Raw genomic sequence first — 25877 nt, forward strand, 5'->3', positions numbered from 1 at the left:
AAAACGAGAAAAACATGACAATAAGAATAGGCCAACATGCCGACCTGCACGCCCTAGTTCAGTTTAACCAAGCCATGGCAATGGAAACCGAAAACCTATCATTAGACACTGAGCAATTGACTCGCGGTGTTGAAGGACTGCTTACCCATCCTGAACGTGGGGTATATTTAGTCGCCGAAGTTGACGGCGAAATTACCGGATCGTTAATGGTCACCTATGAGTGGAGTGACTGGCGCGCAAGTAATTATTATTGGATCCAAAGCGTCTATATACGTCCACAGAATCGTCGTCAGGGTATTTACGGCAAGCTTTATCAAGCGGTAAAAGACTTAGCAGCAGAAAACGGTGGCACCGCCAGTTTCCGTTTGTATGTTGAACATGACAATAAAATTGCCCAAAAAACCTATGAATCATTAGGGATGGAGCAAAGCCATTATTTAATGTACGAAGAAAATACTAAGTAATCGTAAGTCACACATGCAAAAGCCGGAAAACTCCGGCTCTTTTGTGTTTATCGTTTAAAGAATTTAATGCGTTCAACAGAGATTGCGACAATAACTAGCCTGTTCGCAACGCGAGAATTTTACTGATATCCAGTGGCGCAGTAAATTGACTAAACCCTTTGTGCTGTTGATCAATCGCATGAATCGACATTCTGTCTGCCAACTCGTTACCTTCAATACCAATATGGGCAGCGACATGCTGAAGTACTAAATCGGCTTTCATTGCATCATATAGCTCATGTGCTTGCTTGATGATCTCCAGATTGGCGATTTCACCGGTTTTTCGGGTCCAGCTTTTGGCTTTCCAACCATATGCCCACTCACAAACACATTTAATCGAATACTGTGAGTCACTCATGATTTGCACCGTTTCACCCGCGTCTAGGACCTTTTTAGCCACAATTAATGCTTGGTGCAGCGCATTGAGCTCGGCAGTATTATTGGTGCCATTAGGATTAAACAAACCAAACCATAATTCGGCTAACTCGCCTTTGCGGTATATTGCCATCCCTGAACCCGCTTTACCTGGGTTGGGTTCGCAACCACCGTCGGTGTAAATAACCACATCAAATTGGCTTAACACAGCTTGATTAGCGCTAAGAGTTTTGGTTGATGTTCCAGCCCCTGCAGCCTTTGTCGATGAACGACCTGCCGCTTTTACTGGCACACTTTTGCCTATGCTGCTTGCAGGAGATTTAGCAAATGCAGCTTTGGCTTCTGCTTCTGTAGCAAAGGATTTGTACTTGGCTTGCGGATATTTATCAACTGAACGCTTGGTCACATCCCAGCTGGTAAAAATGCCCGTTTCTCGACCGGCCCATACTACGTAAAACTTCTTTGCCATGATTAACTCTTACTTCAACAATGCTAACTTCACTAATAACGTGCTTGCATCATGCCATGATTAAACTTGGCTTTGAAACAAAAAAGCGTGTTGCGTGCAGTAGTTGCAGTTAACTTGAACATCTTGACCAAATAAGCTTAAGTTTGATTTACCTGAGCTTAATGTGGCAGAGCATCAGTCTAGGGTTAGTGGGCCATCGATATTTTGATAATCGACACTACCAGAACCCGAATTAACAATGGTCAAACCTTTGGTGTTAGCCACATCAATGCCACCGGAACCATCATTTATCTTAACTAATCCGGAGACTTGATTAACCTTGATTGAACCCGAACCATCTTCAATACTCACATCACCAATAACATGGTTAATGCGAATAGATCCCGAGCCATCTTGCAACTCAATCGCGCCTTTCGCCTCGGAAATATTAATAGAGCCTGAGCCATCAACTAAAACCAATTTGCCAATGTGGTTCATCACAATACTGCCAGAACCATCTATTAACTCAATATCCGCACTGACATCATCTATTTGGATGGGCCCGGAACCGTCTTTAATATTCAATGCGAGCACAGTTGGCACTTCTACCAATAAATCAATATAAGGCGACTCACCGAAATATTGGTCACTGTGTATTTCTGATAATAAATAGCCCTTATCACCTTTTCGGGTCAAGCTGAGCTTAATTTCGATGTCATCTTGATCCAATGACTGGGTGTAGATATCAGCATGTACGGTGACTTCTTTTAGGCCTTCAACGCCGACAATCGTTAACTTGCCGGCGCCAGTATTAGCGACTAACTCAGTTAATGATCCAGCATCAAGATTCAATTGCTGCTGTACTAAGTTAAGATTTGTATGGTTTTGCTCTGATGATGACGAAAATACTGACTCTGCTTCACTTTGCGAAGCACCAAATAGGGTGGCGCCCAGAATAAGCCCGACTGTGACACTAATGGTTGCGATACGAATAGACATAAGATTAATTCCCTTTATGAGGATAACAATAAGCTTAGGCCGCCAAACAAATACTCTTAATATGAGTAAACTGTGGTTAGTGCGCGTTAGCGGCAATTAACAGTTATTTAGCAGGTTTCATACCAACTAAACAAAAGTAATATTTACAACAAGTTACAATTAACGGTAATAAAAGTAACTTCGTCATCAAACCCAAAATGGTTAAAATCCCATACAATGTGGTTAACTTCACCACTGTGATCATCATGGTTAACTCAAACAAAAAAGAACATAACCCTATGCCGACTTCTCCTGCGATACCACAAACGCTAACTATCATTGTTGGTTCAACCAACCCAGTTAAAATCAATGCAGCAAAACAAGCTATTGGACAATATTTCCCTGATGTTCATATTGATTGCACTGGCATGCATGCGCCATCACTGGTCGCAGACCAACCAATGACCGAAGCAGAAACTAAATTGGGTGCCATCAACCGTGCTCAATTTTGCCAAGCCAATGCAAAAATAGTCGATCAACATGCTGACTTTTATGTGGCAATGGAAGGCGGAGTAGATCAGTTTGATCACAGCCCTGCCACCTTTGCTTACATGGCCATTATCCATAACGACACATTATCTGTTGGTCGAAGCGCTAATTTGCCGTTGCCACTATCAATTTTTAACGCTTTACAAGCAGGTGAAGAACTTGGCAAAGTAATGGACCGAGTATTTAACACTCATAATATTAAACAAAAAGGTGGCGCGATTGGCTTGCTAACTCGAGGTTTAGCCACCCGCGAAAGCATTTATACCCAAGCATTAGTGCTGGCAATGGCTCCCTTTATCAATGCGGAATTATTTAATGACTGAAAATCAGCAAGCAAATACAACCAAGGACGACTTGCAAGCGCCCTTGATTAGAATGTTACAACCCCATGACGATGCTGCATTGGCCGCGGTGATCCGTGAAGTGTCTGCAGAATATGGGTTAACCCCAGATAAAGGTTTTAGCGTGGCCGATAAAACCCTCGACTGTTTAAGTGAGGTGTATCAAGCTGAAGGTTCACAATACTGGGTGATTGAATATCAAGGCAAAGTGGTTGGCGGCGCAGGTATTGCGCCATTAGCAAAAAATGGCGGCGTATGTGAATTACAAAAAATGTACTTTTCTCGCGCTATACGTGGTCAAGGTATGGCAAAGCCATTAACCCGTCAGTGTATTGAGTTCGCCAAACAACAAGGCTATCAATCGATGTATTTAGAAACCACGGCAGTGCTAGTTGAAGCACTAGCACTCTATGAAAAACTGGGCTTTAGCCACTGCCAGCATTTAGGCGAAACCGGCCATGATGCCTGTGAAATTGCGATGATAATGAGCTTATAACGTGTAAAACACTCCATTATTATCAGATACCAGCGGTATTAGATTGTTTTTTAAACAGTTTTACTACGACTTTATTATAGCGCTTTGCAATCACCCAAAAGCTTGGTAGCCTCAGATTAAGCACATTCCATAGGAGGATGATCATGGAATATCAACGTATCGCGCATTCTAACCTTGAGGTGAGTAAAATCTGCCTCGGCACCATGACTTGGGGAGAACAAAATACTCAAGCAGAAGCTTTTGCTCAACTCGATTATGCTATTGGTCAAGGCGTTAACTTTATCGATACCGCTGAAATGTATCCTGTACCACCTAAAGCCGAAACCCAGGGCGAAACCGAACGCATTATTGGTAACTACCTTAAAGCACAAGGTAATCGCGACAATTTAGTGATTGCCACTAAAGTTGCTGCGCCTGGTGGTAAAGGTGATTACATCCGTAAAGATATGGCTCTTGACTGGCGCAACATTCATCAAGCCGTTGATGACTCATTAGCACGCTTACAAATCGACACTATCGATTTGTATCAAGTGCATTGGCCGGATAGAAATACTAATTTCTTCGGCGAAATGATGTATAAACACGACGAAGAAGAGCACTACACGCCTATTTTAGACACGCTTGAAGCCTTAGCGGAAATCATTAAGCAAGGTAAAGTGCGTTATATCGGCATTTCTAATGAAACCCCTTGGGGCTTTATGAAATACCTAAAATTAGCCGAAAAGCACGATTTGCCACGTATTATCAGTGTGCAAAATCCTTACAACTTGCTTAATCGCAGCTACGAAATCGCCATGTCTGAAATCAGTTATCGTGAAGATGTGCCGTTATTAGCTTATTCGCCGTTAGCCTTTGGTGCCTTAACCGGTAAATACGAAAATAATCAGTGGCCTGAAGGCGCACGTTTAACGGTATTTAAACGCTTTGCCCGCTACAACAGTACCCCAATGGCACTGCAAGCGACGCAAGCTTATATCGATTTGGCCCGCGAGTTTAGTTTGTCACCCACCGAAATGGCCTTAGCCTTTGTCAATAGCCGCAAATTTGTTGCCGCTAACATTATAGGCGCCACGAACTTGCATCAGCTAAAGCAAAATATCGACAGCCACAAGGTCAGCTTATCTGACGAACTGATGATAAGAATTAACGAACTATCAGCGCTATATCGTTTCCCTTGTCCGTAGGAAAACAATAACCGCCAGACAAATTGAGCTTATCGCCACAAAACCTTGCAATGGGCATCAAGATCACTGAAGATCTTGATGCCTTTTCTTTTCAATACAGAAACCCTTATTTATGAAGTCTGCATCGTCATCATCGTCTGCCATTTTATTTGATCATCAAGCATTGCGCGATCAATTCCTGGCACTTAAACAGACCATTGGCGATCATCCTTTGTGCTACTTAGACACCGCAGCCACTAGCCAAAAACCGCAAGCGGTGATTGATGCGATGACCGAGTACTACCAACTCAACAACGCCAATGTGCACCGTGCGGCGCATCAATTGTCTGCGCGGGCAACTCAGCAATATGAAGCCGTTCGGCAACAAGTGGCTGAATTTATTCATGCCCCGCGTCAAGACGAAATCATTTTTACCCATGGCACCACAGAGTCGATCAATATGGTGGCCTACGGACTGACTTCGCAGATTAAAGCGAATGATGTGATATTAATCGATACCGCAGCCCACCACGCCAATATTGTTCCTTGGCAGGAACTGGCAAAGCGCACTGGCGCTGTGATCAAACCGATTCCGCTGACAATAGATGCGCAACTGGATATAGCCGCTTTTGATCAACTATTAAAGCTTAAGCCTAAACTAGTTGCCCTATGCCATGTGTCAAATGCACTAGGCACATTAAACCCTATCAATGAGCTAGTCGCAAAAGCCAAAGCCGTGGGCGCGTTAACCTTAGTTGATGGCGCTCAGGCCATTGCCCATTTACCTGTTGATGTACAACAAATTGATTGTGACTTTTATGCGTTTTCAGGCCATAAAATGTATGGGCCAACGGGCGTGGGAATTTTATATGGCCGATATACTGAGCTCGATCAATTAACCCCAATGCTCACTGGCGGCGAGATGATCAAAACCGTGAGTTTTGAGCATACTGAGTTTGGTGCGCTACCAAATCGCCTTGAAGCTGGCACCCCCGCTATCGCAGAAGTCATTGGCCTAGGGGCTGCCATTCGTTTTTTACAACAATTGCCTCGCGAGCAAATACTCGCACATGAACAACAATTGCTGCACTACTTACAGCAACAACTGCAACAGCTTGGCGCTATTGAGTTGTATGGTATTGCCAATAATAGTCACCCTGGTGATAGCCGATCTGATGATAAGCACTGCGCTGATGGTCAACGCCATAATATTGGTGCGGTGGCGTTTAATCTGCAAGGTGAACATCACCAAGATGTGGGGATTTTACTCGACCAACAAGCTGTGGCTGTTCGCTGTGGTCATCATTGCGCTATGCCATTGATGGCCAGCCTTAATTTAAGTGGCTGTTGCCGTGCTTCTATTGGCATCTATACTAATAAGCAAGATGTTGATCAATTTATTCATGCACTTAATACTGTAAAAGAGTTATTGTTATAGTATTAAGGTACAACACGCGGCTCCTGATGTATCTTTTCTCTACAACCGAGGTTATTTGAATTACCATGTTAAGTCCAAGCACCACACCTTCACCGCAGTTATTTTCGCCTTTATCGGATGAATTAGTTGAAGCCGTTAACCTCATTGAGCAAGCCAATAACTGGCAAGATAAATACCGTCAGATAATGTTATTGGGGAAATTATTACCACCACTCGCGCCGGAATTTAAACAGGCAGACGCACAAGTTAAAGGCTGTGAAAGCCAAGCATGGCTGTACCATTACACACTAAATGGCCAGCATTTTTATCTGGCCGATAGTGACGCCCGTATTGTAAAAGGCTTAATTGGATTGTTACTGGTCGCCTGCCAAGGTAAAACCACCGGGCAAATACAGCAATTTGATGTAAAACAGTATTTTGATCGTCTCGGATTAAGCGGCCAATTAAGTCCATCTCGTACCAATGGTTTAACTGCGTTAGCGCAAGCCATCGTTGCCTATACACAAGATGTTGGTACCTGAAACACCTGCCAACCCTAAGGAATAATAATGACCCAAAAAGTCTGTAACCAAGCTCGCCGTCATATCTTAAAAGGCCTTGGAGCAGCCACATTATTAAGCCCTTTAAGCTCATTTCCTGCATGGGCAGCTAAACCACGTCGTTTATACATTGATGGTTTATCATTTTTACCGACCGACATCAATGACGTTAAAGCCTCAAAACTCGACGCTTTTATCGCCGATATCTCGGCGATTGAAACCATTGAACAAGCTGATGGCACTAAAAATTACAAACGCACTTATGAAGCCTGCATCAACAGTATTACCCAAGCGGCTAATTCAGTAAAAGCCAATCCAGACGTGTATCTGCAAGGGCTTACAGGAACTGACATTAGTAAAGCTAAAACGCAGCAACAAACCGCGGTGTTTTTTCAAATTCAAGGCGCTGATTGTGTTGAAAATGACGGTTTAAGTAATGAATGGCAACAACTAGATAATTTGCATCAACAGGGTTTACGGGTACTGCAGCTGACACACCATTATGGTAATCGCTATGCCGGTGGTGCATTCGATAATAATGGCTTGAATAGTTTAAATACCCCATTAACCGCCGCTGGGCGTGAGCTCATAACAGAGCTTAATCGGAAAAACATTCTTATCGATGTGAGTCACTCAAGCGCCCAAACGGCCCTTGATGCAGTAAAAGCCAGCAAGTCTCCGATAGTGCTAAGTCATGGTGCTGCGCGCGCTATTGTCAACAATGCCCGTTGTTCACCCGATGAAGTTATCCGTGCCATTGCCGATTACGGCGGAGTATTTGGGGTGTTCATGATGAGTTTTTGGCTCACCAACAAGCCAATTCCAACGATAGAAGACTACATAAAGCAACTTGCTTATATTTCTAAAGTGGGCGGCTTTGATTGCGTAGCCATCGCCAATGATTTCCCACTTCGTGGTCAAGAAAACCTATTAGCGTTAGATAACAATAATAGCGAAGGGATAAAAGAATATCTCCAATGGTGGCACACCTTAGAAGACAAAAATGTATTAGGTTTTGACGTTGAACCCAAGCATGTAGTGATCCCAGAATTCAACAGTATCGACCGCATGAGCCGCATCGACGATGCCTTAAAAAAAGCCCGTTTCAAATCTACCGATCGCGATCGTTTTATGGGTGAAAACTGGCAAAGAGTGCTTAAACAAGTGTTAGTGTAAATCTAATATTAAGTTACTTAAAAGCTGAACATTAAGCTCGGCTTTTAAGTGATTGATTTTAAATATGATAATCACCACATCAAATTTAGATTACCATTTATATACAGCACTAAAGCAGATCATTCTGATATTTATAAAAAATACTATTTTCAACAATATTTTTTATCTCTGCATTTAACTCTTTATCTGTTGGTTTACGATTTAATGCATCTTGCTGGTCAAAATAGTTAAATAATTCAATCCGAGTGTTTGAAGCTCTCTTCTGGCAAAAACGCTCCGACTCTACCCAAATAGTTGGACTGCCTCGAGCTGGAGAATCATACCAGTAACAATGAGTATAACCATTTATTCTGAGGTGTGAATCAAGCCAAAAACCATAAACACTACAAGTCAAAATCCAAGCAACTAATCCAAATCCGGCTGCTTTAACAAGCCAAATTTGCGTTTGAATTGTCAGTTTATTCACCAATCTCAGATACAGTAAATAACAAGATAAGATAAGAAATGGCACCACCCAAAAAGCGCCAATAGCAAAGCTTCTATGCCCGATATAAATAGCCTTTTCATGAACCTGTTTTAATATACCGTATTCTTCTATGAATCCTAAAAAAGTGCCATAAATACCCAGGAAACATAAAAAAATTAAGAATATGGCTAAGAATTTATACCTCTTTTTATCACTATATTCATCGTGAATAATATCTGAATTCTCACTCATTTTAGGCTTCCATGAAAATAAGGAATATTAAATAATTTATGTAAAAAGCGTATTGGGTCATTGTCATAATCATCGATTAAACGATTAGTCTCAGCGCTAAACTTATCCCCATCATTAATAAGATTTTTTTCAGCCAATAACAATGATTGACTTATTTTATCTGACCAATAATTAGTATCAATAAATAGATTAGTCACGAAAGCAAGAACTGCACCGACAACTACAATTACTACCATCGAACCAATTGTTAGCGTAGTAGCTAAACCAAATCCAACTATAAATGACCACGTAATCAATGAACTAGCAGAGACAACTGCAATATCAACGGCCATTCCGCCAACAAAATGATGCCAAGTTTTGGTATCATTCATCATTTGCTCTAAAGAGTAAAATGCACCAGAAATCAGTATGGTAAGAATACTCCCCTGAGTGATAGATTTTAAAGCACCCAATTTACCAATCCCCAATGAAATAACTTTGGGATTGTTAGCTAAATAACGACTACCGGTTAAATCTCTCCTCAAACGAGCATACCCTTGAAAAACAACGTAAGGTTGACCTGAATAGGTCACAGTCTTAAAAGCACTAAAGGCACTCCCACCTCGTTTCATCTCAATAGCCAGTGCACTCAGGACTACCATATCTGTCATCAAGGGGATCAATCCACTGCCAGTTTTTATTTTAGCATTATGTTTATCCCAAAATTGCTTACCAATAGGCGAGGACTGTGAAATAACTATACCCAGATTTTCAACAGCATCAGCCCTAGTCATACCTTGTTTTTGTTTATGACTAATATAAAGCTCGATAAACTCAGCCGAGTTCATTTGTACCAATTGGTATTCATTTTCAGAAAGTGCTTTAGCAAGCTTTTTCTTTCTTTGATAATCATTGATCGCACGATTGGCATAAGCAGACATGTAATATCCTTATTATAATTAACTCCTTTAGAACGATATTGTATCTTAGATTAGGTAAAGTTTAATCTACCCCAAATAGCTAGTTAAACTAAACAATATACCTCATATAATGTGCTGAGAATTGTCTCTAAATGAAAGTCTATCACTCAGTAACTTCATAACGGTTATAGTTGCGATGCCATAAAACTAAAAGGGCTGATGTTATATAGCACATCAGCCCTTTTATTATTCTCAATTTAATTGTCGATTTAGTGCCGTTTAAATCCCTGCACCAGCAATTTCTCTTGGCGGATTAAGCACATCAATCGCTTTTAAGTAAGCTAATAAACCATGTACCTGAGTATCAAGATCACCTTTGCTGGTATCTATGGTTAACTCTGCTGATTCAGGCACTTCGTAAGGTGATGAAATACCGGTAAAGTTAGTGATCTCTCCCTTGCGAGCTTTAGCGTACAAGCCTTTCGGGTCTCGCGATTCACACACACTCAATGGTGTAGACACATGGACTTCAACAAACTGACCTTGTGGGAATAATGCCCGGACGCGATCACGTTCTTCACGGGTTGGCGAGATAAATGCAGACAGCACCACTAAGCCAGAATCAACCATTAACTTAGCCACTTCGCCAACACGACGTAAGTTCTCATCGCGATCGTCAAGGCTAAAGCCTAAGTCTTTACATAGACCATGTCGAACGTTATCACCATCAAGTAAATAGGTATGAAAACCATGCTCAAATAACGCCCGTTCTAATGCACCGGCAAGGGTTGATTTACCCGAGCCTGATAATCCCGTAAACCATAACAATACTGGGTTTTGGCCTTTTTGGGCACCACGGGCAGCTTGGTCAATGGCATGTTGATGCCAAACAATATTACTCATCACTACTCCTATCGAATGGTTGTTACACCACACTAAAATTCTTTGTTAAAACGGGAAGAAATACGGGATCGAAAAAATAACCACTAATGAATATACGATGGATAACGGTAAACCTAAGCGGACAAAATCGCTTAATTTATAGTTACCGGCATTAAATACCATGAGATTAGTTTGATAGCCGTAAGGCGAAATAAAACTCGCGCTTGCGCCAAATACCACCGCCATAATAAACGGCCGAGGATCGACGCCAAAACTGGTCGCGACCGCATAAGCGACCGGGAAGGCAAGTGCTGCAGCGGCGTTGTTGGTTATCAGCTCAGTGACAATTAACGTAATCAGGTAAATCCCGACAAAGGCGGCAAACACACCATAACCATTAAACACACTCAATAAAGTTTGCGCCATGACGTCTGCTAAGCCGGTTGCGACCATTAAGTTAGCTAAGCCTAAGGCACTGCCTACAATCACCACCAGTTCTAACGGGAAGCGACGTTTAAGCTCACTTAAGGTTATCGCGCCAATCGCCACGTAGCTGAGTAATAATAAAACTAAGCCTTTGGCTAATGGTAATAGCTCAAAAATGCTCGCCAAAATGGTTAATGCAAACCCAACAAGTACCCAGTTACCGCGTTTTTCATCTAAACGCACGCTTAAGTCTAAGCCGCTAACGGCAGCAAAGTCGCTGGTTAAATTAGGGCACTTAGAAAAACGATCGCCTGGCGTGAGCAGTAACACATCACCGGGTTGTAAAACCACATCGCCGAGTCCACCTTTTAACGGTATATGACCACGACGAATAGCCATCACGGCTGCATCAAAGACTTCACGAAAGCGCGAATCTTTTAAGGTTGTGCCAACCAAACTTGATGATGGCGCTAATACCGCTTCAACCAAATTTTGGCCTTTAGCATGCTGCTTACCAAACCACTCTAAACCATCAAACTGATGCAATAGCTCAACCGACTCAACCGCGCCACTAAAACGCAAAACGTCATCGGCTTGCAGCACCATTTGTGGTGGCACAGGGCAAATACGTATACCGCTGCGTTCTAATTCAACCAAGTAGAGTTTTTTAAGTGCGCGCAAACGGTTATCAATGACACTTTTACCCACTAAAGTAGAGGTTTTAGCAACATGAGCTTCCAATAGATAAGGCAATGCTTCATCTTCGGACTCTTCACGCCTATCGGGTAAAAAATTAGCCATAATGGTCAACACCACTAGACCACTTATAACAACTAATGCACCAACTTGTGAGAACTCAAAAAATCCCAGAGGTTCAAGGCCAGCATTTTCAACAAATGAGTTAACAATCAAATTGGTAGAAGTACCAATGAGCGTAAGCGTGCCACCGAGGATTGCAGCATAGTTTAATGGCAACAATAACTTAGAAGGAGCATGCGCTTGATTACGACGCACAACACCAATTAACGATGCTACAACAGCTGTATTATTGGTAAACGACGACAACAACGCCGTCGATATACCTAACTTAGCCAGGGTAGAAAATAACGAGCCTTTCCCTATCACTTGGCTTAATTTGCCCAGTAATGAGGTTTTCTCGAGTGCTGTGGCAGCCAGCACCAACAGCACTAAAGTAATTAGTCCGTTATTAGTAAAGCTGCCAAGCGCTACATTTAAGTCAACTAGTCCGAGGATATAACAAAGTAATGAAGCGAAAAAAAACATGGCGGCCGGTTTTGCAAGCCCAGCAAGAAGCCCACCGACCAGTGCTAACAAGATAATCGCTAACAACCATATTTCGCTCATTATTTATTTTCCAAGTACGCTAATATCACGAGCATTCCAATGCGGAAAATGCTTACGCACTAACGTATTAAACTCGACTTCAAATGCACTAAACTCAGTGTTGGTTTGCTTATCGCCTTGATGTCCACTGACAACCATAGCCGCTGCAACGGTAGCATTAGATAATCTGTCGATTAAAATCATGCCGCCAGTATCACGCACCAAGCTGTAAGCGTCTAACACAATCGATTCAGTTAAATCTAACTTAACTCGGGCAATGGTATTTAAACTTAATGAGCTTGCTGCACTGCGCTCAAGCGTGTTCACGTCAGTAATGTATTCAATTTCGCTCACGACGGCTTGAGTTTTCTTACCCGCGACTTTCACATCATATAATTGACCGATCTGTAATGGCTTTTCATCCATCCACACCATATCGGCAACAATATGGTTAGCAACTTCTGGTGCAGTTATAGGGTGAGCCAATAAATCACCACGTGAAATATCAATCTCATCTTCAAGGGTAATCGTAATAGCTTGGCCTGCTACAGCTTCTTGCAAATCACCATCAAATGTCACAATACGCTCGATTTTACTGCGTTTGCCTGATGGCAATGCAACTAATTCATCGCCCACTTTAATGATACCTGACGCTAATGTGCCAGAGAAACCACGAAAATCTAAGTTAGGACGTAATACGTATTGCACTGGGAAACGAACGGGTAGATCGCTCAGTTCACGCTGGGTATCGATCGTTTCAAGTAACTCAAGTAATGTGCCACCTTGATACCAATCACACTGCGTACTGCGGTTAACCACGTTGTCGCCATTTAAAGCAGATAACGGTACATAGTGAATATCTAAATCACCAAAATCTTTAACAAATTCAGTGAAGTCAGCTTGAATTTTTTCAAATACAGTTTGATCAAAACCGACCAAATCCATTTTATTCACAGCAACAACAAAGTGACGTAAACCTAGTAACGATGCGATAAAGGCATGGCGTTTAGTTTGGGTTTGGACACCATAACGTGCATCAACCAAAATAACCGCTAAGTCACAGGTAGATGCGCCCGTTGCCATGTTACGAGTATATTGTTCATGACCTGGAGTATCAGCAATGATGAACTTACGTTTTTCACTGGAGAAATAACGATACGCCACGTCGATAGTAATACCTTGCTCACGTTCAGCTTGTAAACCATCGACCAATAACGCGAGATCAATGGCTTCACCAGTAGTGCCCATCTTCGCGCTGTCACTTTTTAGACTCGCTAACTGATCTTCATAAATTTGCGCACTGTCATGCAGTAAACGACCAATTAAGGTACTTTTACCATCATCAACACTGCCACAAGTTAAAAAACGCAGTAAGCCTTTGTTTTGTTGTAAGGCTAAATATTCTTTTACACCGTGCAGCTGGATCTCTGCTGCCATACGGTCGGTATTGATTTTTGCTTGGTCCATAATCTTTCTCACTCAAATTCATTCGCATGCTGGGTTGATAAAACAACCATGTTCAATTGTTTAGAAATAGCCTTGACGCTTTTTCTGCTCCATTGACGCACTTTGGTCAGAATCAATTAAGCGACCTTGACGTTCACTTGAACGAGTTAATAGCATCTCTTCAATAATTTTTTCTAAGGTGTCAGCTTCTGAAGGCATCGCCGCAGTTAGCGGATAACAACCTAAGGTTCTGAAACGAACCCGTTCAACCGATTCAACATCACCTTCTTCAATAGGCATACGGTCATCATCTTTCATGATTAGCTGACCACCTTTGTTTACTACGGTGCGTTGTGCAGCAAAATATAACGGCACAATCTCAATACTTTCTTGATAGATGTACTGCCAAATATCGAGCTCAGTCCAGTTAGATAAAGGGAACACTCGAATGCTCTCGCCTTTATTGACCGCGCCATTATAAGTGCGCCACAACTCTGGACGTTGGTTTTTAGGATCCCAACGGTGGTGTTTATCACGGAACGAATATACCCGTTCTTTGGCACGAGACTTTTCTTCGTCACGTCGCGCACCACCAAAAGCAGCATCAAAACCATATTGATTTAAGGCTTGCTTTAAACTTTGTGTTTTCATAATGTCAGTGTGCTTGGCACTGCCATGAGTGAATGGGCCAACACCTTGTTCAACACCTTCCTGATTGGTATGAGTCAGTAACTCAAAACCAAACGCTTTAGCTTGCGCATCACGAAAGGCTATCATCTCTTTAAATTTCCAACCCGTATCGACATGTAATAACGGAAATGGAATCTTACCCGGGTAAAAAGCTTTGCGCGCTAGATGCAGCATCACCGATGAATCTTTACCTATCGAATACATCATGACAGGATTACCAAACTCAGCTGCTACTTCACGGATAATCTGGATGCTTTCGGCTTCCAGTTGTTGTAAATGGCTTAACGAACGGCCTGCCATGATGATTCTCCATTACCTAATTTGCTGCAGAGCAGCGGGTTAAATTATTCGACTACAGCGCTTTCGCGACTGTGTCTAAATCTGTTTTTTGTTGCGCAGTTTTTTGTTGCGCAGTGACGGGATCAAACCAATTTAAGCTGTCAGCTAATTCAACAACCTCACCAATAATCATCAGCGCAGGCATCTGTAAAGCAGGATCTGCGGCTAATTGAGCCAGCTCACCTAACTTACCCATAAACCGCTGTTGTGATGAGGTAGTCGCGTTAGACACAATGGCCACTGGCGTATCAGCACTTCGGCCGGCGTTGATTAAACCATCACTAATAATATTGGCATTTAATATGCCCATATACACCACTAAAGTATTGTTGGAATTAGCATAACCCTGCCAATCCATAGGGCGACTAGCTAACTGGCAATGACCAGTAATAAACGTGACACCTTGAGCATAATCACGATGCGTTAACGGAATACCTGCATAAGCGGAAGTGCCACTGGCAGCGGTAATTCCAGGCACTACTTCAAAAGCAATACCGGCTGCAACTAAGGTTTGTAACTCTTCACCACCACGACCAAAAATAAACGGATCGCCGCCTTTTAAACGCACCACATTTTTACGGGTAAATGCTTTAGTCACTAATAGCTGATTAATTTCATCTTGAGCAGCGCTGTGTTTACCTGCGCGCTTACCCACAGCAATTTTTTCAGCGTTGCTGGGGATCAAATCTAAAATATCTTGGCTGACTAATGCGTCATATAACACCGCATCAGCATGCTTAAGAATGCGATAGGCTTTTAGTGTTAGCAGCTCAACGTCGCCTGGACCGGCGCCGACTAACCACACTTTGCCTTTGGCTTTTTGCCCTGGCATAGAGACTAACTCCATCACATTTACCTCAAGATATTTGACCATGTTCAAATATAGCGTTTTCTATATTCCATATACAATAGTTAATAGTTAGTTTTTATAACTAAATAGAATATGAGGCGGTTTGTTCGCAATTTAATCTCTTTGACATGCTAATACGTATAGAATCCGCCGTTGAAATGAAAAGAATTGTTAACTTAATTCGACAAAGCTCTGCCAATTGATAACAATGAGCACTGAAAAATACTGAAACTAAGAATTACACTAAAATTAAACCTATAATTATGCTTATGGATGATGCAATGATAAAAAGCACTCAATATCTTGGACTCTCGTTATTATTACTTGGCTATAGTACCCTCGCCCTTGCAGAAGACTCCTTAGTCGATGAACGTGTAAAAGGAGAACTCGCAACATCTGAAAAGCCGTTTGTGATCACGCCACACAAAGCTAATTATCTGCTTCCAGTAACCTATCAAACCAGAACCAACGCATTACCCTTTGAAGTTAAATACCCAGACGAAGATTTCGCAATCGATAATCTAGAAGCAAAATTCCAAATCAGTTTTAAGTTTCCAGTTTGGTACAATGTTTTTGGTGATAATGGCCATTTGTTCTTTGCCTACACCAACCAATCGTATTGGCAAGTCTACAACGAAGAAGCTTCATCTCCGTTTCGTGAAACCACACATGAACCTGAAGTGTTTATGTTATTCAATAATGATTGGAAAATTGGTGGTTTTACCAACTCATTCTTAGGGTTTGGTGCTGTGCATCAGTCTAATGGTCAAACCAACCAATTATCACGCAGTTGGAACCGAATATACGGCAGTGCAGTATTCGACCGTGGCCCTTTCGCACTCGGACTTAGAGTGTGGTGGCGTATCCCTGAAGATGAAAAAGAAGATATTAATTCAGCTAAAGGCGATGACAATCCAGATATCGACAGTTACATGGGTAACTTCGAACTGACTGGAGTGTACGGTTTAAATGAGCATCGCTTTACCATGCTACTGCGTAACAACTTACGCGATACCAATCGCGGTGCAGTTGAATTTACCTGGAGCTACCCGATTATTGGTACTTTACGTGTTTATACTCAATATTTTAATGGTTACGGTGAAAGCTTAATTGATTATGACCATCATAATCAGCGTATTGGTATTGGTATTGCGTTAAATGACATTCTGTAAGCTAGATAATTAATGTCTTTAATTCATTAACATCGACAATTAGCTGTAATCGATTAACGCAACAATAGAATGTACAAGACATAAAAAAGGTGACCATTTGGTCACCTTTTTAGTTTCATTAATGTCGTATTAGCACAGTAACGTTAATGAAATTATTTAGCACTCGCTTTAGAATTTACTTTAGAACCAATTACTAAGCCCTTATCTGTAAAGTCTACCGACATCTGTAAACGCATGTCGTAGTCTTTTAACATCAGCAATTCTTCTGGCATTGGTTCGCCACTCATTTCTGCCATATCGACTAATGGAGCAAACATTTTTTGGTAATCGACAGACAAGTCAAAGAAACCATTAGATTCAAGTGGTTGCTTATACATCAAATCAGCTAACTCAGTACCCCTGTCACCAGTATAAGCAACTAAATGACTACCTTTGATGGCTAATTTTGCACTAACCCCAAATTCAGGTGGCAACATTAACATTGGAGTTATATCGACTGGATCGCCATTATCTTTCAAGTCTACTTCTGCAAGCGGTGGATAAAACGGCTTCATCATATCCACTAACATCATCGGTTTTTCAGCCGACACGCTTATTAATGCATCTAGTTTTTCGAAACTAGCTTGGCCATTCTTCTCTGTTAACTTGTAATCCGCTAGTGTCACGCTAATGCCTTTAGCGCCATTAGCCATCCCCGTCATCATGCCAAGCATTGCTGGATTTAACTCGCTTAATTCTGATTGCATTTGAGCCAATGCAGCACATTGATATTGCGGTGTTTGTAAATCTTTCCACACTTCGTTCAATGCTGGTGCGAGTTGATTAACATCAATACCGAGTGAAAGTGATAAAATATTATCATGACCATTACTGGCAAATGATGGCACAAAGCCACGCATTTTATTCAATGCAGACAAAATCACCTGGTTGTTACTTTCAAGCACAACAGCAGCATCAATGGTACTTTCTTCACGAGTGATAGAGTATGAATTTAACCCCATTACACTGCGCGGCCAGTTAGCAGCAATGGCACTTAATTCAGTTTGACACACGGGTGTTTTCATTTCAGCAAAAGGATCTTCACCCTGAATCTCAATCATTTTGGTCATTTGCTTGGCCAGCATATTACCGTCAGTCGACGTTAACCCTTTAACCAATTCAACATGATTAATAAAGCTAATACTGTCTTGCATAAAACCATGAGTATTAGCGATGTCTTGCAACAGGGTGGTTTCGCTAATTGGATGCTCAACTTTCTTTTCACCCAAGGCGGTTTCAAGCAATTCAGGTTGATTAAATGACGTATTCAAGGTCACAGTTAACCAGCCATCTTTAACAGAAAATACGATCTCAGCGTGTTCTTTCTCATCAACATCAGTCAATGTATAACCGCGATATTCAACAGATCCAGATTTGCCCATAGTATGAGTTAAGCCACTTTCCTGCTCGGCGCGATCTAATTCCGCCCAAAATGCTGCAGGATTGCTGATCTCAACTTTCATGACCGGCAATGCACCCAAGGTATAAAAATAACTCTTGATTGAATCAGGTAAGCCGTAGGTGGATAGTAAGGTTTCAGGCTCAGGCAACACGGTCATGTATTGCTTGTATAAACTGATAAAAAAGCGCTCTTGAGCTGATGAACTATCATCTAGCGACAGCATTTTATCCAGATCATAAGCTTGATAATTACCTGCAATGCTATACAGATAATCTTTTAACGGAAATGGAACTAACTGCCCAGAAAACGCTAATGTATCAGCTGGAATATAGTCCAACATAGGATCATTTTTAACGACTGACGTCCCTTGTTGCGACAGAAAATATCCACCAGCACCAACAGCTAATACCACAGCAGCAATTGCCATCTTATTCATCTATAAACTCCAATTTATATTATTGTTAACTCTTCCTTGAAATGAGTTAGCGTTTAAACATTTATCATCTTTTTGGGATAAGCATTATCGATTACACCGATAAACTGCGGATTAATTTAGCATTAAATGTTAATAAGCGCATTAGATGTTACCTTTTGGGGGATATTTATCCTGAAAACTGCACTTGTAAAAAACCAATACGCCAAAAAGACAGCTTATTATCTAACGAGTTTTGAGAGGGAATTTGACGAGAATAAAGTGAAAATCAAAAAGCATTAAGCTGGAAATAATTCAAACATCTGATCTCCCGATAACTCAAACCGCTGAGTTATCGGGAACAATCAAACAGATTGCTTATACGCTAACAAGTCAATCAATGTGCTCGAGGATGCGAGCGAAGCTTTTGAAGGTACGTGGATTGCAAAAACAATCCCAAAACGTCAACAAAAACCGTCTACGGGAACTTCTAAATCTAGACTATTATCGGCACTGATGCATGAAAATTTAAATAAAATTTAATTATTTTCAATTTACACATAAAACCAGTAGCTCAATTCAATGCACAACTAATTATTTAGGAGGACAAACCAACCTCAACCTGCCCTTGTTAATTATAACGTTGCAATGTCTGACAACATGCTAACAAACAGGCTTAGTGATAATTTGGCTGCATGATATTACAAACCGATGAGATAAAAGCAGTTTATCTCATAATTCAAACTTATGAATGACAAGAATAAAACAAATTAATGAAAAAGAACAACGTCGAATTTAAGACAAAATAGAGGCTGATACGGTAGATAATGAAAGCCTTAAAATGCATTCATCCGCAATAAATTGCGGATGAATGGAGTACATGATCTAACACCACTTCACAACTAGATATCGAAGTGCAAACCACATTCTCGTTGTAAGCCATTAAAACGGGTTTCTTCTTCAGACATACCTAACTCAAGTGGTTTGCTTGAGTGAGTATCACCTACCGACACATAACCTTGTTCCCATAATGGGTGATAGGGCAAGTCATGTTCCGTTAAGTACATGTGCACGTCTTTGTTGCTCCACTCAATGATGGGTAACAACTTAAAACGTTTGCCGCTAATCGCTAAAATCGGCAATGCTTCACGGGTACTAGACTGGCTACGACGCAAGCCTGCGAACCAGGTACCGACATTTAATTCAGCTAATGCACGTTGCATAGGCTCAACTTTATTGATGCGGTTATACTTTTCTAAGCCGTCAATCCCCTGCTCCCACAGCTTACCAAAACGGGCTTCTTGCCACGCTTGGGTTTGACCCGCTTGGTACACTTTAAGATTGAGGTTTAAGCGCTCGGTTAACTGATCAATAAATTGATAGGTTTCCGCAAACAAATAGCCAGTGTCGGTTAAAATCACCGGAATATCACTTTGCGCTTGAGTCACCATGTGCAACATCACCGCGCCTTGAATACCAAAGCTAGACGATAACGCATGATCGCCCGGTAAATATGCTAGACCCCAAGCCACTCGTTGTTGCGCCGTTAAGCCTGCTAAAAACAGGTTAATGTTTTCAAGCGCAGCGATTTGCTCTGCTTTAGGCGCTAATAATAACGCCTGCAGCTGAGCCGGAGTAACTGAATGATCGACGGCCGCGTCAGTTGACGCAGTCGTTACCACTTCATTAGGCATGAAAATCCTTAGCGGCGTCTATAACCGCCTTCACTACGCCAATGCGTACAGTGAAGTTACCAAAGGTTTCGCCCGCATCGCGCTCTGTGGCGTAGCGACCAAATAAGGTATCCAATTCAGCTAAAATTTCAGCTTCTTGAATATTTTCTTTATGCATTTTATTTAAACGCGTGCCTTCAAAGCTGGCGCCTAAATACAAGTTATAACGCCCAGGTGCTTTACCCACTAAACCAATTTCAGCTGCAAATGGACGAGCACAACCGTTTGGACAACCGGTCATACGCACTACAATTGATTGCTCGCTAATGCCGTGTTTAGCCTGTAATGCATCGATGTGATCAATAAACTCAGGGAAGTAACGCTCAGCTTCAGCCATCGCTAATGGGCACGTTGGTAATGCCACACAGGCAATTGAATGACCGCGAGTACCGCTTAGCACTTGGCCTAATAAGCCGTGCTTACGCGCTAAACCTTCGATCTCAGCTTTATCTTGTGCAGCAACACCGGCAATAATCATGTTCTGATTAGATGTCATACGGAAATCGCCTTTATGGATTTTGGCAATTTCACGTAGACCAGTTTGCAAGGTTTGACCTGGCATATCTTTAATACGGCCACTTTCAATAAATAGCGTTAAGTGGAACTTATTGTCGATACCTTCAACCCAACCATAACGGTCGCCGCGATCGCCAATGATCACCTCACGCTTAGGTGCAAATTTAACCCCAGCACGTTTTTCAACTTCGGCTTTAAATGCATCAAGACCATGGTCAACAATGGTGTACTTTAAACGCGCACGTTTACGCACAACACGATTACCCCAGTCACGTTGAACCGTCATTACCGCTTCGGCAAACTTGGTGACGTCATCCGTTTTAATAAAGCCCAAGTCGTCAGCTAAACGTGGGAAAGTTTCTACTTCACCGTGGGTAGAACCCATACCGCCACCAGCAACCAGGTTAAAGCCAATTAACTCGCCAGCTTCTGCTACCGCAATAAAACCAAGGTCGTTGGTATACACGTCTACATCGTTATGTGGCGGAACCGCAACAGCCATTTTAAATTTACGTGGCAAATAGGTTTTGCCGTAAACCGGTTCAACCGTTTCGGTGCCTAATAATTTTTCTTCATCTAACCAAATCTCAGCATAAGCGCGAGTGTGTGGTAATAGATGATCAGATAAATGCTTTGCAACCGCATAAGCCTGCGCATGTAACTTAGATTCAACCGGGTTTGGATTACACATCACGTTACGGTTTACGTCACCACAAGCGGCAATAGAATCAAGGGCGGCGCGATCAAGACCTTGGATCAAGGTTTTTAGATTACGCTTAGGAATGCCGTGGTACTGAAACGTTTGACGCGTGGTTAAACGAATGCTGTTTGAGGTGGTCAGCGTAGATGAAATTTTATCCACTTCTAACCACTGCTCAGGAGTACAAATACCACCAGGTACACGGGCACGTAGCATAAAGCTATGCAGTGGCTCTAGCTTTTGCTCTTTACGTTCATTACGTAAATCACGATCGTCTTGCTGATAAAAACCGTGGAACTTGATCAACTGCTGATCGCCATCGCTAAACGATCCTGTCACTTGGGTATCTAAACCCTCTTTGATATCGCCGCGTAAATAATCACTGTCGATTTTTAAGTATTCGTTTAACGCTAACTTTTGCTCACTCATGGCCTGGGCCTCTCTTAATTCTGTTCAATTCATTAGTGCGATTGGGTTGCTAGATTTGGCCTAACAACCGAGGTCGAATTTAGTACACGTCTTTTTGGTAGCGTTTTTCACTACGTAGTGTTTCAAAGTAAGCTTCTGCGTCATCAGCGCTTAAGCCACCTTGTTCAACCGCAATATTCACTAATGCTTGGTGTACATCTTTTGCCATGCGTTCTGCATCACCACAAATATACACATGTGCGCCATTTTGTAGCCACTGCCACAACGCTTCGGCTTGCTCTGCAATGCGATGCTGAACATACACTTTATGAGCTTGATCGCGCGAGAAAGCTACATCTAAACGCGATAAATCGCCATTTTTAAGATATTGCTGCCACTCAACTTGGTATAAGAAATCTTGTTCAAAATGCGGGTTACCAAAGAATAACCAGCTGTCACCTGACACTCCGTCAACAACACGTTCCTGCATAAAGGCGCGGAAAGGCGCAACACCTGTACCAGGACCCACCATAATGACCGGTGTGTTTGGATTTTCGGGTAAACGGAAATGGTTATTAGACTCAACATACACATTAACTTGTTGGCCTTCTTCAGCCGAGGCTAAGAAATGCGATGCCCCACCAAAACGTGCTTGGCCTTGACGTTCATCTTCAACTAACGCCACCGTCAAGTGTACTTCAGCTTCCACTTCGGCCTGGCTAGAGGCTATTGAATATAAGCGTGGCGTCAATGGACGTAACATATCAACCAATTGCACCGCGCTAACCTTGGCTGGATATGCTGCGACTAAATCAGCTAACTGATGCTTAAGAATAAACTGTCTGGTTTGTTCTTTGTCTTCACAAATGGCTGCAAGTTCAGCACTTCCACTTAACTCAGCCCATGTTTTCACTAGGCCTGGGTATAACTGAGTTAATTCTTTCTTGTCAGTTAACGCCGCTTTTAATGATAGTGACTGTTTCGACACGGTGACGTTGTCGTCTGCAGCTAAACCGAGCGCGGCGATAACTTCATCAACAAGCACTTCATTATTACTAAACCACACACCTAACGCATCACCGACCTGATAAGTTAATCCTGACTCGCCTAAATCAATTTCAACATGGCGGACGTCACGATCAGAACCTCGACCAGTAATTTTTTGGCTTACCAGTACTTCTGCTGTATAAGGGTTTTGCTTGGTATATTCGCTTTCACCCGCAACAGATGCCGTACCAATAGAGACCACACTGGCGCTTGAGGCTTGAATGTACGGCTTAACAGCCTCTACAACACTGTCCTGCCATTGTTGTGAAATATCTTCATAGTCAACATCACATTCTACCAACGGTAATAATGATGTTGCCCCTAATGCACTTAAACGCGCATCAAAGTCTTTACCTGTTTGGCAGAAGAACTCATAACTTGAATCACCTAGTGCTAGCACAGAATAATGTAGCTTATCTAATTTAGGTGCACGCTTTGAGGCTAAAAACTTGTGTAGTTCAATCGCATCATCAGGCGCTTCGCCTTCACCATGAGTACTAACAAGCAATAACAATATGGTTTCTTGTTTTAGCTGGCGGACATTATATTCGCCCATAGAAGCTAAATTTACTGCGTAACCTTGTGCCTGCGCTTTAGCGGCTAGCTCTTTGGCTACGCCACGGCCATTGCCCGTTTGGCTACCGTATAAAATCGTAACTGTTGGTGCGGCACTTGTCTCTGCTGTCGTCTCGACACCGCTTTGACCTTGGTTAGCACTCGCAGCGAGATAACCACTGACCCATGCAAGTTGAACTGAAGATAATTCTGATGTGAGTTGCTTTAACTTATCGACTTGTCCTTGAGACAATGGTGATGCTAAAGCTGAAAGTTCTTTTAACAACATAAGACGGCCTTATAACAGTGTAATGTGGACTAGCTTACTCCTACGGACAAAAACCAAAAAAGAATAAAAGATGATTTTTTATTCCATTTAGGAATATGCAAAGATGTTTTTTTAAGCTACAAAAGTGTGGCGCAGTTAAAAGTTTTTAAATTACCTTAATTTAAAAACCTTTAATTAGCCTAAAGGCACTTGTACCGAACATGCCTCATGTCGCAAGCTAGGAGCGCCAATTAACTGATGAATAATTATCAGGTTGATTGTTCTCTGAGTAAAACGACATGCAAATATAATGTAACTGTGTCAACGTAATGCCATTGGCTAAATAGTTTACCCGACTTCAATGGTCATATGCTGCTCTTTTTCTATCTTCAAAGTGCAGCATGTGAGGCAGAAATACTCAAACGGAATGGTCTATTGATGGGGAACAACAATAGACGGTCTTTTTATTAACCATCAGGAAACAGTCATGCAGATTGGAATACCGAGAGAAAGTATCGAAGGTGAAACTCGAGTCGCCGCGACTCCAGCCACTGTGGTACAGCTAATAAAACTCGGCTTTAGTGTGGCAATTGAAGCACAGGCAGGTGTGAAGTCGAGCTTTGATAATGCTGCATTTGAAGCCGCTGGGGCGGATGTGGTCGACAATGTGTACGACGCTGACTTTATTTTTAAAGTGAATGCACCGTCCGATGACGAAATTGCCAAAATGAAACCAGGCACAACGTTGGTGAGTTTTATTTGGCCAGCCCAAAACCCTGAGCTTGTTGAAAAGCTATCAAGTCACAATATTACCGTGATGGCGATGGACATGGTGCCACGCATCTCACGCGCCCAATCACTCGATGCCTTATCATCGATGGCCAACATTGGTGGTTATCGCGCAGTGATCGAAGCTGCCCACGAATTTGGTCGTTTCTTTACCGGGCAAATTACTGCAGCAGGTAAAGTGCCACCAGCCAAAGTGTTGGTTATTGGCGCAGGTGTAGCCGGACTTGCTGCTATTGGCACTGCGGGCTCGCTAGGGGCCATAGTGCGCGCATTTGATACTCGCCTTGAAGTGGCTGAGCAAATTGAGTCAATGGGCGGTAGCTTCTTAAAGCTTGAATTTGAAAACAATGAAGGCGGCTCGTCTGACGGCTATGCTAAAACCATGTCAGAAGAGTTTATTGCTGCTGAAATGGCACTGTTTGCCGAACAAGCCAAAGACGTCGACATCATCATTACCACCGCATTAATTCCTGGTCGTCCTGCGCCAAAGCTGATCACCAAAGACATGGTCGATACCATGAAACCGGGCTCAGTGATTGTCGATTTAGCGGCAGCAACTGGCGGTAACTGTGAATACACCGTCACTGGCGAACGTTTTATTACAGAAAACGGCGTAAAAGTATTGGGTTATACCGACTTACCCGGTCGTTTACCGGCGCAATCGTCACAACTTTATGGCACCAACTTAGTCAACTTGATGAAGTTAATGTGTAAAGCCAAAGACGGCAATGCAGTGCTCGATTTTGATGATGTGGTCATGCGCAACATGACCGTGACTCGTGGCGGCGAAATTACTTTCCCACCACCGGCAATTTCAGTGTCTGCGGCACCGCAAAAACCAGCAGCGAGTATCGAGCCTAAAGCTGCCAAAGTTGACAAAGTACCGTCAAAACTTAAATACATTTTAGCTGTGTTAGGTCTAGCCGGTTTTGCTGCAGTGGCGTCAGTTGCGCCCGCTGAGTTCTTGTCGCATTTCACCGTGTTCATCCTATCGTGTGTGGTGGGGTATTACGTGGTGTGGAATGTGTCGCACTCATTGCATACGCCGTTAATGTCGGTCACTAATGCTATTTCAGGCATTATTGTGGTCGGGGCGTTATTGCAAATAGGCCAGGGTTCAGCATTAGTCACGGCGCTTGCGTTTGTCGCGGTGCTTATTGCCAGTATTAACATCTTTGGCGGGTTTACCGTCACTCAGCGCATGCTGAAGATGTTCCGTAAAGATTAAGGAGTCAT

22 protein-coding genes are annotated in these 25877 nt (G+C 42.4%); 9 read left to right on the forward strand and 13 right to left on the reverse strand.

Annotated features, from left to right (window positions below; genetic code table 11):
• Positions 1 to 14: 14 nt before the first annotated feature.
• Positions 15 to 464: a GNAT family N-acetyltransferase gene (locus AAEY94_RS01885; protein WP_192115495.1), complete on the forward strand. Its 450-nt coding sequence runs from the start codon at positions 15 to 17 to the stop codon at positions 462 to 464.
• 94 nt (positions 465 to 558) lie between these two features.
• Here the strand turns inward: AAEY94_RS01885 and AAEY94_RS01890 are convergent, their stop codons facing one another.
• Positions 559 to 1347, reverse strand: a complete 789-nt coding sequence (locus AAEY94_RS01890) for a ribonuclease H1 domain-containing protein (RefSeq protein ID WP_350976865.1) — start codon at positions 1345 to 1347, stop codon at positions 559 to 561.
• Positions 1348 to 1521: 174 nt separating this feature from the next.
• Entirely contained in the window at positions 1522 to 2325 is an 804-nt protein-coding gene (locus tag AAEY94_RS01895; protein WP_101086058.1) for a DUF4097 family beta strand repeat-containing protein, read from the reverse strand.
• Between the two features lie 278 nt (positions 2326 to 2603).
• On the opposite strand from AAEY94_RS01895, the gene yjjX reads away from it, so the two are divergent.
• The 6 genes from yjjX to AAEY94_RS01925 all read left to right on the forward strand — a co-directional run bounded on the left by yjjX (position 2604) and on the right by AAEY94_RS01925 (position 8006).
• A complete protein-coding gene (gene yjjX, locus AAEY94_RS01900; protein ID WP_350977247.1) occupies positions 2604 to 3176 on the forward strand; it encodes an inosine/xanthosine triphosphatase in 573 nt (190 codons plus the stop codon).
• Positions 3169 to 3690, forward strand: coding sequence for a GNAT family N-acetyltransferase (locus AAEY94_RS01905; RefSeq protein ID WP_192115493.1), 522 nt, complete (start codon positions 3169 to 3171; stop codon positions 3688 to 3690). The genes yjjX and AAEY94_RS01905 overlap by 8 nt, the downstream gene beginning before the upstream one ends.
• A gap of 143 nt (positions 3691 to 3833) precedes the next feature.
• On the forward strand, positions 3834 to 4874 hold the full coding sequence (locus AAEY94_RS01910; protein ID WP_350976869.1) for an NADP(H)-dependent aldo-keto reductase: 1041 nt from the start codon (positions 3834 to 3836) through the stop codon (positions 4872 to 4874).
• A gap of 112 nt (positions 4875 to 4986) precedes the next feature.
• Positions 4987 to 6291 (forward strand): cysteine desulfurase, encoded by a 1305-nt coding sequence (locus tag AAEY94_RS01915; RefSeq protein ID WP_350976871.1) that lies wholly within the window; start codon positions 4987 to 4989, stop codon positions 6289 to 6291.
• A 65-nt stretch (positions 6292 to 6356) separates the two neighbouring features.
• Positions 6357 to 6812 (forward strand): SufE family protein, encoded by a 456-nt coding sequence (locus AAEY94_RS01920; RefSeq protein WP_182744243.1) that lies wholly within the window; start codon positions 6357 to 6359, stop codon positions 6810 to 6812.
• 27 nt (positions 6813 to 6839) lie between these two features.
• Complete coding sequence (locus AAEY94_RS01925; protein WP_350976875.1) at positions 6840 to 8006, forward strand: membrane dipeptidase; 1167 nt, start codon at positions 6840 to 6842, stop codon at positions 8004 to 8006.
• 109 nt (positions 8007 to 8115) lie between these two features.
• On the opposite strand, the gene AAEY94_RS01930 is transcribed toward AAEY94_RS01925, so the two are convergent.
• From AAEY94_RS01930 to cobA, 7 genes are all read right to left on the reverse strand, one after another.
• A complete protein-coding gene (locus AAEY94_RS01930) occupies positions 8116 to 8724 on the reverse strand; it encodes a DUF1240 domain-containing protein (RefSeq protein WP_101086065.1) in 609 nt (202 codons plus the stop codon).
• Positions 8721 to 9644, reverse strand: a complete 924-nt coding sequence (locus tag AAEY94_RS01935; RefSeq protein WP_350976878.1) for a hypothetical protein — start codon at positions 9642 to 9644, stop codon at positions 8721 to 8723. Before AAEY94_RS01935 ends, AAEY94_RS01930 begins: the two co-directional genes overlap by 4 nt.
• Before the next feature lie 258 nt (positions 9645 to 9902).
• Positions 9903 to 10526 carry an adenylyl-sulfate kinase gene (cysC, locus tag AAEY94_RS01940; RefSeq protein WP_101086067.1) on the reverse strand — a complete coding sequence of 208 codons (624 nt, stop codon included), beginning with the start codon at positions 10524 to 10526 and terminating at the stop codon, positions 9903 to 9905.
• 45 nt (positions 10527 to 10571) lie between these two features.
• Positions 10572 to 12296, reverse strand: coding sequence for an SLC13 family permease (locus AAEY94_RS01945; RefSeq protein ID WP_182744240.1), 1725 nt, complete (start codon positions 12294 to 12296; stop codon positions 10572 to 10574).
• 3 nt (positions 12297 to 12299) lie between these two features.
• Entirely contained in the window at positions 12300 to 13742 is a 1443-nt protein-coding gene (cysN, locus tag AAEY94_RS01950) for a sulfate adenylyltransferase subunit CysN (protein ID WP_101086069.1), read from the reverse strand.
• Positions 13743 to 13802: 60 nt separating this feature from the next.
• Positions 13803 to 14711, reverse strand: a complete 909-nt coding sequence (gene cysD / locus AAEY94_RS01955; protein WP_101086070.1) for a sulfate adenylyltransferase subunit CysD — start codon at positions 14709 to 14711, stop codon at positions 13803 to 13805.
• 52 nt (positions 14712 to 14763) lie between these two features.
• Positions 14764 to 15597 (reverse strand): uroporphyrinogen-III C-methyltransferase, encoded by an 834-nt coding sequence (gene cobA, locus AAEY94_RS01960; protein WP_162022331.1) that lies wholly within the window; start codon positions 15595 to 15597, stop codon positions 14764 to 14766.
• 284 nt (positions 15598 to 15881) lie between these two features.
• On the opposite strand from cobA, the gene AAEY94_RS01965 reads away from it, so the two are divergent.
• Complete coding sequence (locus AAEY94_RS01965) at positions 15882 to 16772, forward strand: phospholipase A (protein WP_242445105.1); 891 nt, start codon at positions 15882 to 15884, stop codon at positions 16770 to 16772.
• Between the two features lie 152 nt (positions 16773 to 16924).
• On the opposite strand, the gene AAEY94_RS01970 is transcribed toward AAEY94_RS01965, so the two are convergent.
• From AAEY94_RS01970 to AAEY94_RS01985, 4 genes are all read right to left on the reverse strand, one after another.
• Positions 16925 to 18649, reverse strand: coding sequence for a hypothetical protein (locus AAEY94_RS01970; RefSeq protein WP_350976884.1), 1725 nt, complete (start codon positions 18647 to 18649; stop codon positions 16925 to 16927).
• A gap of 878 nt (positions 18650 to 19527) precedes the next feature.
• Positions 19528 to 20319, reverse strand: coding sequence for a phosphoadenylyl-sulfate reductase (locus AAEY94_RS01975; protein ID WP_182744236.1), 792 nt, complete (start codon positions 20317 to 20319; stop codon positions 19528 to 19530).
• Positions 20312 to 22003: an assimilatory sulfite reductase (NADPH) hemoprotein subunit gene (gene cysI, locus AAEY94_RS01980; RefSeq protein WP_101086075.1), complete on the reverse strand. Its 1692-nt coding sequence runs from the start codon at positions 22001 to 22003 to the stop codon at positions 20312 to 20314. Before cysI ends, AAEY94_RS01975 begins: the two co-directional genes overlap by 8 nt.
• Before the next feature lie 79 nt (positions 22004 to 22082).
• Positions 22083 to 23873 carry an assimilatory sulfite reductase (NADPH) flavoprotein subunit gene (locus AAEY94_RS01985; RefSeq protein WP_182744235.1) on the reverse strand — a complete coding sequence of 597 codons (1791 nt, stop codon included), beginning with the start codon at positions 23871 to 23873 and terminating at the stop codon, positions 22083 to 22085.
• A 466-nt stretch (positions 23874 to 24339) separates the two neighbouring features.
• Between AAEY94_RS01985 and AAEY94_RS01990 the strand changes: the two genes are divergently transcribed.
• Positions 24340 to 25869, forward strand: coding sequence for a Re/Si-specific NAD(P)(+) transhydrogenase subunit alpha (locus AAEY94_RS01990; protein WP_192115484.1), 1530 nt, complete (start codon positions 24340 to 24342; stop codon positions 25867 to 25869).
• Positions 25870 to 25877: the final 8 nt, after the last annotated feature.

It is taken from the genome of Shewanella sp. AC34-MNA-CIBAN-0136, from assembly GCF_040309945.1.
GTDB lineage: Bacteria > Pseudomonadota > Gammaproteobacteria > Enterobacterales > Shewanellaceae > Shewanella.